Below are 12,198 nucleotides of genomic sequence, written 5' to 3' on the forward strand. Positions count from 1 at the left end.
ATGATGTCGACCGAATTTGATGCTGCCTACACGTGGACCGCGGACGTGCTCGCTTCGCTGCGTCACTCGCTCAGCCGCGGCAAGTTCGACGAGATCCTTCCCGCCATCCTGTCCGACCGTTACGAACCCGGAGCGAGGCACAGCATCGCGGTCCTTGGCGACCGAACACGGCCGCAGGTGTCCAAGGGTCCTGACGGCGTCGTCGTCCGAGGCGCGGAGTTCTACTATCTCCCGGTTAGCCATTGCGTCGAGAAGCAGCTGTCGCTGGAATACCTTGATCGCGTGTACTGCGTGGCGCCTTGCGTTCGCCTGTTGATGGCCGGTGAGGACATTTCCCGGCGGCATCTTTACAGCTTCTTCCAGGTCGAGATCGAGTGGAAGACGACTGATGCCGATGATGTCTACACCGCCATCGAGACCCTGCTGCAGGATTTCTCCACGGATCTGTTGGCACGGCGCCGCGCCCGCGGCGAATTGCCGGAGGAAGCCGAGCGCCGGATCGCCCAGCTCGGCCGGGTGCCATATGAGCGACTGCCGTTCGCCGCGGCGCGACAGCGGGTCCAACATGTCGGAGGCGCAAGCAATCCTCATGCGGCCGGCGATCTCACCCATTCCGAGGAGACCGCATTGTCCAATGCGGCCGATGCACCGTTCTGGCTGACCGAGTATCCGGAGGGTGTTCGGGACTCATTGTATCTCCGGACTCCGAACGGGCTGTTTGCCACCTACGATCTGATCCTGCCGCACGGATATGGCGAGGTCGCAACCGGTGGTCTGCGTCCGGACTCCGCGGACGCGATTCTCGCCCAGGCGCGCACTCTCGGTGAGGAACCGCATCCGCACTACGCCGACTGGAAACGTCGCACTGCCATCCAGACCGGCGGCCTCGGCTTCGGCCTCGAACGCCTCGTTCGCTACTGCGCCGGGGCTGAAAGCATTCTCGATTTGCGGGTGGCGCACGACCAGGGGCCGAACGCCAAGATCGTCCCCCGGTTTGCAGCCGCTGCGGAGTAACGGCCATGGATATCGCGCGGGCGCTCGAAGTGGCGGATTTCGAACGAGCGGCGGAGGCATTAATGGCGCCGCAGTACTGGGCGTACCTAGCCGGCGGCGCGGGCAACGGTGGCGCGGTCCGCGCCAATAGCGATGCTTTTGGCCAGGTCAGCCTCGTGCCGCGCATAGCGACGGAGGATTGCTCCTCGCCGGCAACCAGCCGCAGGCTTTTCGGCCGCATCCTAACGATGCCCGTGTTGCTGGCGCCGACCAGTCCGCAACGCCTCTTTCATGAAGACGCCGAGCTCGCCTGCGCGCGCGCTGCCAGAGCCGCCGGAACACTCATGGTCGTCAGCACCGACAGCCATTTCGGGATGGACCAGATTGCCGCGGCCGCCGGCGGCGCCTGGTGGCTCCAGCTTTACGCCTACCAATCGCGCGAACATGTCGAACGCCTCGTCAGGATGGCGGAGCAGCATGGTGCAGAAGCTCTCGTCGTCACCATGGATGCACATTTTGCCGCGCGCCGCCTCGGCACCGAACGCGCAGGATTCGTGACGCCGGCATTCGTCGACTTCGGCATCATGCGCAGCATCGGTGTCGAAGGCAAACCGGGCGCGGGCCATGCGAGGATCGCCCGATTGCCGCTGACCTGGAAGGATGTCGAGTGGCTGCGCCGCCTGACGCGGATCCCGATCCTGCTCAAGGGCGTTCTGCATCCGGACGATGCACGGCGGGCCGTCGAAACCGGCGCTGACGGCATCGTCATCTCCAATCACGGAGGACGTCAGCTCGAGGCGGCAAGCGGGACGCTGAATGCCCTCGCCGACATCGCGCCTGCGGTACCCGGCCAGTTTCTGCTCCTACTCGACGGAGGCGTCCGCTGCGGAAGCGACGTCGTGAAGGCGCTTGCGCTAGGTGCACGCGCCGTGTGCATCGGCCGCCCCTATCTGTGGGGCCTTCATCTGGCCGGCGAACAGGGTGTGGCAGCTGTGCTGGCGCTGCTTGCGGCCGAGCTCAGGGGCACCCTTCAACAGTTGAATCTGCCGGGTATTGACGCCATCGACGCGTCGATCGTGCGTCCCGCGTATTCGCCGCGCTTCTGGTCCGGCTACAGATCCATGGAGGTACATAGCTATGCGTAGTTCGGCCAGTTTGTTTCGAAACCCCGCGTCGTCGCCCATCTATTTCACGCGAGGCGTGCCGCCATCTGAGGCAATTCCTTCGGAGGAGCTCGGTGTCATCGCGCGCAGTCTCGTCGACCGGCCGCCGCAGCAGCTCTTCCAGTACGCGCCTTCGAACGGATATCTCGGCGACCGCGTGTTGCGCGCCGCCATCGGCGAGGCAAACCGGGTGAGCCCGGATGAGGTCTTCATTGGAAACGGCTCGCTCCAGGTGCTCGACCTACTCGCCGCAATACTCGTCAAGCCCGAGCGTAGCACGGTCTTGGTCGAGCAACCGACCTATGACCGTTCGATACGCATCTTCGGCCGGCACGGCGCACGGGTAGTCGGCGTTCCCCTGCAGGGCGACGGCATCGACATTGCGATGTTGGCTGAGCAGATGAAGCGCCTTCGAGCGGCAGCGCTCTACCTGATCCCGGACTTCCAGAATCCGGCCGGAATTACCACGAGTCTTGTCAAACGTCGGCAGATCTTGGACTTGGCCGCCGAGTTCGACGTTCTCGTCATCGAGGACACGCCCTATCGCGAACTGCGCTTCGAAGGTGTTGCCCAGCCGCTGTTCAAGGATATTGCGGGACGCGCCCGTGTCGTCACAATCGGCTCCCTGAGCAAGACGCTGAGCCCCGGATTGCGGATCGGCTACGCGATCGGCTCGGGGGCCCTCATGCGACAACTCGCCGAGCTGGCGACCGACACCTACCTGTCGCCCGCCCCGATCTGCCAGTCGATTGCAGCGGAGTGCTTCCGCGCCGGCTTGGTCGAACGGAATATCGTGCGGGTGTGCGACCTGATCCGGCCGAAATGGGCGGCGGCGATCGGCGGTGCCTCCGAGATCTTCGGCCGCGACTGCATGTGCCTGCCACAGGGTGGCTACTTCCTCGGCATTACCGTGAATTCCGATCTTTCGGAGCCCGCTTTCATCGCCAGTGCATCGACGGCCGGTGTGATCATGACACCAGGCTCCGCGTTCTTCCCATCCGAGGGGCAGCCGGGAAGCGGGACGCTGTTCCTGCGTCTGCCGTTTCACGCGCTCGACCCGGGCGATTTCAGATCCGGCCTCGAGATCCTGCAGAACATCCTGGCAAACGGACGGCAGCGTTCGCGAGGCGCGGACTTGGAGGCTTCCAATGGCAAGTTTACTGGGTAGCGAACTCGAGTGTCGCACAGCAGGGGCGTTGGGCGGTCACTTGGCGGTTTACTGCGAGCCGCGCGCGAACGCAGCCTCACTGCCCTTGCTGTTGCACCCATCGCTCCGCAACGCGGGTACGGCGCATGAAGCGTTCATGGAGGCGGATCCCGATCGCGATCCCAAGCGCTGGGAAAGCGGCGCCGCGGCCAGGTTGCAACGAATGCTTGGGCAATCGCAGATCGGAGAGATCGCAACCGCCTTGCAGCGCGATGATGTGATCCACCTGCGCGGGCTTCCGAGGGATCCGATATCGCCTCCGACACCTTATGAAGGCGATCCTGACATGTCGTCGCTGCGCCTGACGCTGGCCAATGTGGTCGGTGTGATGGCCGTGCTAGGTCTGCAGGCATTCTCCTACGATTGCGAGAACGACGGCCGCATCGTTCGTCACGTCTGCCCGCGTCTTGCCGCGACCGGCGAGGCAAGTTCGCAAGGTTGGGCAAAGGAGTTGCTGTGGCATGCCGATGGCGCCTATCGCGCTATCGGCGACGAGCGCAACGCCGTCAGGTCGCCGGCGCCGCGGTGGCTGTGCTGGGCCGTCATCCATGATTCGCCGTCGATCCCGATTACATTCGTAAGGCTGGTCGATGTTCTCGCGAGTCTCGATCCGGCGACAGTTGAGGCGCTACTGCAGCCGCAGTTCGTGGTGGGCGCTCCCGATTCATTCCGCGATCGAACCGAGGCCCGCTCGGTGCCAATCCTGGTGCGGGACGGCAAAGGCGGCTTCTACTCCCGCTACAACCAGGCCCTTTGTCGCGGGACAACGGCTGCCGCATGTGCATCACTGGAAGTCATGGCGCGCGCGTTGGCCGACAGGAGGCTGGTCCACCACCTCCCGATCGAGACCGGCGATATCGTCATCCTGGACAACTGGCGGACTTTGCACATGCGTCCCGATTTCCAACCGCGCTGGGACGGCCGCGACCGCTGGCTCCTGCGCATCTACGGTGCCGAAGGTGGTACGTCTGCCGTTCGTGCGCGAGAGCATTTCCCATATTGTTGGAGGTAAAGCCATGCGTGCAGAAGCTCCCGTGAAGCTACGCCTAGCATCGGTTTCGAGACTTCAGGTCACCACTCCCCAGGAATGCCCCAGCGAAAGCGCGATCCCGGCCATCAACATCCGTCTATTCGGCACCTTCAGCCTGGGCGTCGGCGGCAACCGCGTCGACATCTCGGCGCGGCTGGCGGCGATCCTGGCGTATCTGGCGCGCCGGTCGGGCAGCGAGATTCCGCGTGATCGCCTCGCGGGACTATATTGGGGACGCATGCCCGGCGAGCAGGCGCGACGCAACGTTCGCGTAGCACTGTTCCGGATCAACCAGTTGCTGCATTCCGCACACCCGGCCGTGCCTGCGAGACTGATTCAATCCTTCGGCAATTTCGTCAGCCTGCCCCGACGTTCCTTTCTGCATATCGATGCCAACGAATTTGAGACCGTCTTCGACGATTGCTGTTCGCACCCGGAGATACTCGCCGCCGACTTGCTGAGGGTGCAGCGCGTTGTCGAGCTCTACAGGGAAGATCTGTTGCCCGACCTCGACGAAAGCTGGATCATTGAGGAGCGGGAAAGCCTGCGCTCGAAATATCTGTCGGCGCTGAAGTTCCTCATCCTCGCCTGCCTCAACGAGAACGACCGCAGGAGCGCCCTCTATTGGTGCGAGCGCGCGATGAAGGTTGACATTGGCGATGAGGAGACTACGGCGCTTGCTATGAAGATCGCTTCGCAAATGGGCAACCGATCGCACGCCGTAAAGACTTTCCGCGCGCTCGCACTGGTGCTGCGCCGTGAATTCGGCATTGCACCCTCTGCCGAAATGGTCGACCTGCTGCGGGGGCTCACGTCGGATCCGCCGAATCCTATCAGCTTCGAGATTGACGTCGGCGCGATAAAGCGCAGCTTCTTCGGGTACGCCAAACGCCCGGTACGGTGAGATGTCGGGTCCAATAGATGCCGCTGAAGCGGAGTTCAATGCAATGCCGTGCCTGTCGCCATCGTCGCGAGGCATGAGCTCCCTACTTCGCTCGCTTTCACAAATCGATCGGTGCGATTCGCAGTGCTCCAATCGGTATGCCCCTTGCGCAATATGAAGTCTGCTTCGTCAGACAACCTAGCGATATCCGCCTTACGAGCATTCCGACGGATGAAACAAGGAGTACCCTGCGCACAGTCGGACTGGATCAAGCGCGTGGTTCGAAAGCGGACGGCATTGTCGCCGGGGTAATTGCTTCTTGGCGACGTCAGTTGAGAGCAACCGCAGCTGGTCAACGAAACAGAATTGCAATTTGTGCCGGCCGTCACGGATCGCGAGGACCGGCACCCCCGCTTTCGATGCCGGCACACTCGCCAGCCGGCATGCAGCTAGCTATCCGCTGCAGATTTGGCCCCGACGCCACGACCGAACGCGAGCGACGGCCGACGCATCCGCGCCTTCACAGGAGGCGTCAATCACCAGCGGCCTGAAAGGCCCAGCTCACTGCATCCTTTGCGTCGTGATCGTCGACAAATGCTGCCCGTTGGGATTCCTGTAACGATTAGCGAGGCTTTGGAATAACGAAGCCATCTCGTCCGGATCTGATCGAACGGTAAATTCTCCATAGTTAGGATCGAAAAGCGTGGTCCTTCCATTCGAGGCCGACGTCGCCACTGTGTGTGCGCCGCCTTCGGCGAAATACAAGCTGAGCAAATGATTTGATCCATCTTCGTTGATTTCGTTCACCATCCGCTTGATGTTCGAAGACTTGCCGAATGCGAATCTCTTCTCTTCTCCAGCCGGTTCCAAGCCTGCGTCCTCCAACATGGTATTTTGTGCCTGAAGGTCGGCCTGAGAAGATCCTGCTCCCCTCCTCCGCAACAAATCCTTGAGAGTTTGATATTGCTGCTGCCGTTCAGCCGCTGAGGCATGCGTTCCCGATCCGGGTGTGAGCGCACTCATTCGGGTAGATGGGCTGTTGTTAAGATGGCGGAACCATTCCGCAGTCAGCCCAACGCAGATGCCGTCCACATTCGCATCACGCAGGCCGGCCGTTCTGTACTCGAACAAGGAGGTGGCCGAACTCTCTGAAGAGGATGTACTGGGGTCGGAGGCGCTAGAAGTGTGAACGTTTGCATCCGAGGTATGTGGCTTGCTGCAGCAGGCTCCCATCTTGTCAGGCAATTCCCCCGGTTGTGAGCTCCACTGAGGCGCGAGATCTGCAACTATCTTCGTAAATCTGCCGCTATCCACCGACTGGCTCGGTTCGTCAGCTTGTCTAACGCGTGTGGATAAGCCACTGATTCGATCATACATGACGATTCACCTTTCTGTGCTGCGCTAGTATCTACGCATCAATTCGGGCTGCTTAGGCCCTGCTGCGAGGATACCCAGACAAGCTGATGGCGAGCTGACGGGCAGCTGTCGTCCGGCTTGAAAAACGTCCTTTGTCGGACTTCTGACAATGTCTGATGTGGCGCGGCGGAGCGCTGTGCCAGATCCTCCCGCGCGCAGGCTGCCAGATTCCGGAACGTCACCGACAGGCTATCGCTGCGATGCTCTCGCGGCATGCCCTGCCGGGGACGGGGACGCCATGGCGATCCTGAACAAGCTGGTGCGAGCAGCCGGACTTCAGTCGGCACTGGTTGGTCCCGGGGGGACTTTCTTACCATCTTATGGCTTTCGCCACCAATGCCGTCGCGCGTTGGCGAGACTCATGATCGCTGGATACCGGCGAGACGAACGCTCGCCGGGATTATGTCCGTTCGATCATCGATGCAGTCGATGGCGAGGCCATCAGGATCATCGGCAGCAAGGATGTCCCGCAAGCAGCCACCGCCCGCAGACAGACCGAGAATGAAAATGTTCGCGGTTTTGTGCGCAAATGGCGCGCCCGACACGATACGTGACCTTCACCTTCTGAGGGGCACTCAAACTCAGGCGGAAAAGCGCAGCGCCTCCCAAAGGCGCTGCGGCTTCTATGCAAGGGCAAAGATAAGTCTGCTCATTATCCACGCTTTAGCCCTCCAGCGACCCAATGAAAGTAACCCGCTAGGCTTCTGTTGCGACATCGTCGTACCAGTGTTGCCGGTGCTCGCTGTCCTTGTCGTATCCTTGCTCCTCGGTTGGCGCTAGGTGATTTCAAAATCCTCAACGCCAGCGCGTTGGAGCTACCGCTCTGGAACACGTAGCCCATGCGCCGGCGCGAGCGAACCGGATCGACGTTACGGACGTCCTTGCGTTCCAGCATGAGGCGGCCGCTGCGGATCGAGCAGGCGGTTGACGAGCCACAGCAAGGTGGATTTGCCGGAGCCGGATGCGCCGACGATCCCCAGGAATTCCGCCGCGGCAACATCGAGCTGGACATCGTCGACGGCCACGACGCGTTCGGCGTCATGACAGTTGGTAAAGCTCTTCCCGACATGGGCGCAAGCGGTCAGGGTGCGAGTGCCATGGTTGGACTGGACCACTGCGCTAGTGTCGCAAATCCAAAGCTCGCTTTATTCTGCGGGAAGCACCTTCGCGACTCTACGCGGATTTAGGACCCGCTGAGCGGACATACAGCCGTGGAGTATCCAGGGCGCGATTATGGCTCGCCATCGAGGCAATAGAAGGCAGCGGCCTTACAGTCATGGCGCGCCAGTTGCTCCACTCGCCAACTTTTGTAGCTGAGGATGGCGATTGCGACGGAGGCAAGGACCGCTCCGCCGACAATCTTGGTTGTGTCCGCGCCTCTGAACGAATTAGCGGCCAAAGCGACGGCCAGGGCCGACACCAAGAGATAAATACCGCGAGATTCGAACATCCTAGTCGTTCTTTTCTCCAGTACTATTGATCTAGAAAATTGAGCCATGGAGAACAGCTAGAGTCGACCTACGGCCCGGGCCATGGCAGAGAACTCAGCGTCAAAGGTGGCGATGCGCCGGTCCAGTTCCTTCCCAGCGTATGTGCATATCTCCGAGCAGGAACGTCATGCGCCGGCTCAACGTGCCGGAGCCGCAATCCAGCAGTCCGCCGAGCAAGGTGGCGTAGTCGAGCGTGGCCCTGCGCCACGATGTGCCTACGCTCTAGCAGAAGGCTCCCGATCTGGTTCGTCAATGACGTGCGTTCGGCGACCAGGCGGTCGCGCGCCCGATGCAGCGTCTGAACGTCAAGCTGCTCCTCGCGTTCAACGAAGCGCACGATGGGGCGGGTCGCAGCTTCAGCGATAGCCTCGGCATCGCGATGGTCGTTCTTCTGGGCCTTGACGTAAGGGCGCACATACTCCGGCGACAGCAGCCGAACCTTGTGCCCAACGCCGCCAGCCACCGCCCCGTATGATGGGCGCCGCAGCATGCTTCGATCGCCATTGTGCAGGCGCCAGCTTGCGGCGAACGCGATCACCCCGTCGCGACGCATCCGCCGCCGCACAACGATGGTCCCGCGCTCGTCCAACCCGACGACACTGCAGCTGTGCTTGCCCAGGTCGATGCCAAGGATCACTATGGTCCGTTCCCTCTATTTCTGAACACCGACATCCTATACCGACGTCGGCGGGAGGGGCGGGCCATCCATAAAGGGCGCGCGACCAGGCTCTGGGGCGTTCCAGAGGCGGATTAACCCACCGAGGTCCACACGCTCGCCGACGCGCGGGCGGCCACTCAGGGTGATAATCACCCCCGGTCAGCAGTGCGAAATCACCGCGGCACCCGAACTCCTCGAGGGCGTCGTGGCCCATCATGTCCTCGCCGACAAATGATGCGCTAACAGATCGTGACATTGACAAATGCAAGCGGACTTTGATACCTTTACGTTTCTTTTAGGCACTAGAAGATACGAAAACAGATCATGGAGCGGAACTCAGAAGCAATCAAACAGCTAGGACGGCTCCTCCGGGACGCAAGAAAGCAAGTGGGCCTGACCCAAGGGCAGGTGGCCGAACGCGCGGGCATTTCTCGACCGCGATACCGCGATATTGAGTTGGGCGACGCCGCTGCACGGGCGACCACGCTGATTAACGTCGCGCGCGCGCTCGGCATGGAGCTGATGCTGATCCCACAGGCGACGGTACCCGGCGTCAATGCACTCCTTCGTCCATCCGAAGACGAAGATCGGCCGGCATTCACTACCGACATGGATGATGATGATGAGCACCCGGGTCCGCGCCCCTGACACCATTCAGTCGCTGGACGTGTTCCTTCAAGAACTCAAGGTTGGAACGCTCGTGCGCACGCCGGGTGATTTCAATGCGTTCAGTCTGGATCCGACCTATCGAGCTATGGCGCGGCCCCCGATATTGAGCCTCTCGTTCCGCTCCGCTGATGGCGGCCTTCGTAAAGATCCGAAGCCCGCAGCACACATACTGCCGGCATTCTTCGCGAACATGCTGCCCGAGGACAAGCTTCGCGAGGCGATGGAAAAGCACCACGCGGGCACAGTGAGGCAAGGAAACGATTTCGACCTCCTGGCGGCGCTTGGCGAGGACCTGCCAGGCGCGGTGCGTGTCGTGCCGAGCGACGGCAGCACAACGATAGCGGTTCAAGAAAACCCACATGAGATCAAAGCTCGGTTCTCCTTAGCGGGAGTTCAGATGAAGCTTTCTGTGATGAAAAACACGGACAAGGGCCGACTGACTTTGCCCATCGGCGACGAGCAAGGTCAGTACATCGCAAAATTCCCTTCGGCCAACCTTATCGGATTGTCGGAAAACGAGTTCGCCATTTTGGCAATGTCCGAAATCCTCGGAATGGATGTGCCCGAGCGCGAGCTTGTCGATAAATCCGATTTCGAGGGAATTCCCGAAGAATTCAATACTCTGTCGACCGGCAAGGTCTTGCTGGTGAAGCGTTTCGACCGGCGGCCGGAAGGCGCCCGAATTCACATCGAAGATTTCGCTCAGGTCTTTGGCCGGCAGCCATCCAAAAAATATGATGCCGCATCATACCACGACATCGCCTCAGCGCTGAACGTGGCGGTTTCGACCGACGCCGCACTCGAATTCGTTCGTCGACTGGCCCTTGCCGCGCTCGTCGGCAATGGCGACATGCACTTGAAGAACTGGTCCACAATATACCCGGGTGACGGTTGCACCCCGGCTATCGCCCCCGTTTATGACGTCCTATCGACCACTGCTTACTTTCCGAAGGACGATATGGCCCTCTCTCTCGGAGGAGAGAAGTCTTTCAAAGCGCTTACTCCGGACTGCTGGCGCAAGTTCGCCAACCGCGCGCGTCTACCCGAACCGGCGGTCATCTCGGCTGTCGAGGAAGTCGTATCGTCGCTAAACGACCATTGGTGGAATCTCCCAGAGCGGGATGTCGTTCCGGCCGCCGTTCTCAAATTGATCGATGCTAAAATTGAAGAAATGAGCCCGATTCTAGATCCCGTCCACTTTCCAAGGCCTTCCCTATCTAACTCCTAAGCTTGGCGTTCCTCGGCTCTAGTCCGCGGGCTCGCCGATTGCGCTTCTGAACGCTCCGTGTACGTCGCGTCGGCCCGGCGGATTCTGTTGTAGTCGTCTCCGCCGGTTTGCATCTTTCACCTCGTTCTCTGAAGTCGGCGACCGCGACGGTCGTATCAAAGATGCCTTCTGTCGTATCGCCATCGCAAAAGGCAATCGCGATTGCCCGAGATATTCGTCCCGCTAGCTTCGGTATGCTTGTGTTTTGGAGTGATCCTAGTCACTCCGGCAAAGGCGCAAACTATCTGGACCTGGACCACCAACCAATAAGCTCAGCATTGAGCGTCAACAGCTTTGACCGGGATACAGGCCCAATCTCCGGCACTTGCACGAATGACCTGCCACTGCGTAGTCCCACCAATGCCGATCCTAAGACGCGCTTCGGTGTTCCGATCTGGCCAGCCGGCGTCGTCGGATCTTTGGCACACCACGATACAGTCGTAGCCGCCGCTATGGCAGCGACGAAAAGGATTGCAGCTCTCGGCATCGATATTGAGCCTAATGAACCTCTGCCGGAGAACCTGATCGAATTGATCGCCACCCGCACGTTTTCGCTCGAGCTAGTTATTTCCAAGAATGTAATCGGGTTGGCGTATTCACGGCCGAGTAAAGTGGACGGGGCCGACTACCCAATCAACCTCCGAGGGCTGAGATCGTCAATCGAAGATGGCGAAGTTGTCTTTGTTTTTGGCGGTCAGCCCTTCAGCCTTGAACCCGCAGTTGCTGACGTGGCGGCAAGGTCGATCAAGTCGCCGCGATTGGTGGACGCCTTGACAAAGACGAAGACTGCCTGCGCAGCTGCAAAACTCTGACAAGTTTGAGGCTTGTAGCATCGCTGTTCTAAGTTGACTGGAGTGCATCGGGCCCGCAAGTTCCCGACTTCGAGAAATTGATCGCGGCCGTCAGCTTTTGGTCAGGCAATGGGGTTAATCAGCCGCTGCCTGAAAGGTGCCTGGGCAGCCGCACGAAGTTCCTTCACGGGTCATGCTCGATCAGGTGGAAGGGCAATGTCGTAGCGTTTGACGAACACGTATCGCACCTCGCGCGCCACGTTTGATCGGCAGCGCGTTGATAGACCAATCACATATCTAGGTGTCCAAATGCCGCATGAATATCGCAGCCTTAGTGTTATCGTTCGCTCCCCGTCGGGCGCGAAGGGCGATACCGGCGAGATAGCGGAAGGACAATACAAGGTCGAGGATGGATACGTGCTGCTTAACAAGTTCAAAGATAGTGGCGTTGCGTATCAGGCCGCCCTTGGCGACGACGATGATCCCACCGCGGTCGCGAAACGACTCTTGAAATCCTGGTGGCAGGCGCAGGACGTTTCGGGCGGGAGCCTGGAGCCGCCTAAGCGGATTGCTTGAGCCTATCTTGGCGCGCTCCGGACCGGCACGCCGTGTGGCTGGACCGCACCTGGCG

General features: G+C 60.7%; 12 protein-coding genes. 9 read left to right on the forward strand and 3 right to left on the reverse strand.

Translation table 11 applies throughout. The features are described 5' to 3' along the window. Positions 1 to 3: 3 nt before the first annotated feature. The 5 genes from P6U30_RS10140 to P6U30_RS10160 all read left to right on the forward strand — a co-directional run bounded on the left by P6U30_RS10140 (position 4) and on the right by P6U30_RS10160 (position 5,297). The gene (locus P6U30_RS10140) at positions 4 to 1,014 is read left to right on the forward strand and encodes an amino acid--tRNA ligase-related protein (RefSeq protein WP_280973331.1); all 1,011 of its coding nucleotides are present in this window, start codon (positions 4 to 6) and stop codon (positions 1,012 to 1,014) included. A 5-nt stretch (positions 1,015 to 1,019) separates the two neighbouring features. Beyond that, positions 1,020 to 2,138, forward strand: a complete 1,119-nt coding sequence (locus P6U30_RS10145; protein WP_280973330.1) for an alpha-hydroxy acid oxidase — start codon at positions 1,020 to 1,022, stop codon at positions 2,136 to 2,138. 178 nt (positions 2,139 to 2,316) lie between these two features. Then, positions 2,317 to 3,324 carry a PLP-dependent aminotransferase family protein gene (locus P6U30_RS10150; RefSeq protein ID WP_280990706.1) on the forward strand — a complete coding sequence of 336 codons (1,008 nt, stop codon included), beginning with the start codon at positions 2,317 to 2,319 and terminating at the stop codon, positions 3,322 to 3,324. Positions 3,325 to 3,649: 325 nt separating this feature from the next. Then, a complete protein-coding gene (locus P6U30_RS10155) occupies positions 3,650 to 4,375 on the forward strand; it encodes a TauD/TfdA family dioxygenase (RefSeq protein ID WP_407169084.1) in 726 nt (241 codons plus the stop codon). Between the two features lie 4 nt (positions 4,376 to 4,379). After that, complete coding sequence (locus tag P6U30_RS10160; RefSeq protein ID WP_280973327.1) at positions 4,380 to 5,297, forward strand: BTAD domain-containing putative transcriptional regulator; 918 nt, start codon at positions 4,380 to 4,382, stop codon at positions 5,295 to 5,297. 540 nt (positions 5,298 to 5,837) lie between these two features. Here P6U30_RS10160 and P6U30_RS10165 read toward each other — a convergent pair. From P6U30_RS10165 to P6U30_RS10175, 3 genes are all read right to left on the reverse strand, one after another. Then, positions 5,838 to 6,407, reverse strand: coding sequence for a YopT-type cysteine protease domain-containing protein (locus tag P6U30_RS10165; RefSeq protein ID WP_280973326.1), 570 nt, complete (start codon positions 6,405 to 6,407; stop codon positions 5,838 to 5,840). 1,154 nt (positions 6,408 to 7,561) lie between these two features. After that, positions 7,562 to 7,717 carry an ATP-binding cassette domain-containing protein gene (locus P6U30_RS10170; protein ID WP_280973325.1) on the reverse strand — a complete coding sequence of 52 codons (156 nt, stop codon included), beginning with the start codon at positions 7,715 to 7,717 and terminating at the stop codon, positions 7,562 to 7,564. A gap of 493 nt (positions 7,718 to 8,210) precedes the next feature. After that, positions 8,211 to 8,819 carry a transposase gene (locus tag P6U30_RS10175; RefSeq protein ID WP_407151087.1) on the reverse strand — a complete coding sequence of 203 codons (609 nt, stop codon included), beginning with the start codon at positions 8,817 to 8,819 and terminating at the stop codon, positions 8,211 to 8,213. Between the two features lie 345 nt (positions 8,820 to 9,164). Here P6U30_RS10175 and P6U30_RS10180 point away from each other — a divergent pair, with 345 nt between their 5' ends. The 4 genes from P6U30_RS10180 to P6U30_RS10195 all read left to right on the forward strand — a co-directional run bounded on the left by P6U30_RS10180 (position 9,165) and on the right by P6U30_RS10195 (position 12,143). Beyond that, positions 9,165 to 9,488, forward strand: coding sequence for a helix-turn-helix domain-containing protein (locus P6U30_RS10180; RefSeq protein WP_280973323.1), 324 nt, complete (start codon positions 9,165 to 9,167; stop codon positions 9,486 to 9,488). Continuing rightward, positions 9,463 to 10,737 (forward strand): type II toxin-antitoxin system HipA family toxin, encoded by a 1,275-nt coding sequence (locus P6U30_RS10185; protein WP_280973322.1) that lies wholly within the window; start codon positions 9,463 to 9,465, stop codon positions 10,735 to 10,737. The genes P6U30_RS10180 and P6U30_RS10185 overlap by 26 nt, the downstream gene beginning before the upstream one ends. A gap of 161 nt (positions 10,738 to 10,898) precedes the next feature. Beyond that, the gene (locus P6U30_RS10190) at positions 10,899 to 11,588 is read left to right on the forward strand and encodes a hypothetical protein (protein WP_407151088.1); all 690 of its coding nucleotides are present in this window, start codon (positions 10,899 to 10,901) and stop codon (positions 11,586 to 11,588) included. 288 nt (positions 11,589 to 11,876) lie between these two features. Further along, complete coding sequence (locus P6U30_RS10195) at positions 11,877 to 12,143, forward strand: hypothetical protein (RefSeq protein WP_280973320.1); 267 nt, start codon at positions 11,877 to 11,879, stop codon at positions 12,141 to 12,143. Positions 12,144 to 12,198: the final 55 nt, after the last annotated feature.

The sequence above is a fragment of the Bradyrhizobium sp. ORS 111 genome (assembly GCF_045571485.1).
In the GTDB taxonomy this organism is placed as follows: domain Bacteria; phylum Pseudomonadota; class Alphaproteobacteria; order Rhizobiales; family Xanthobacteraceae; genus Bradyrhizobium.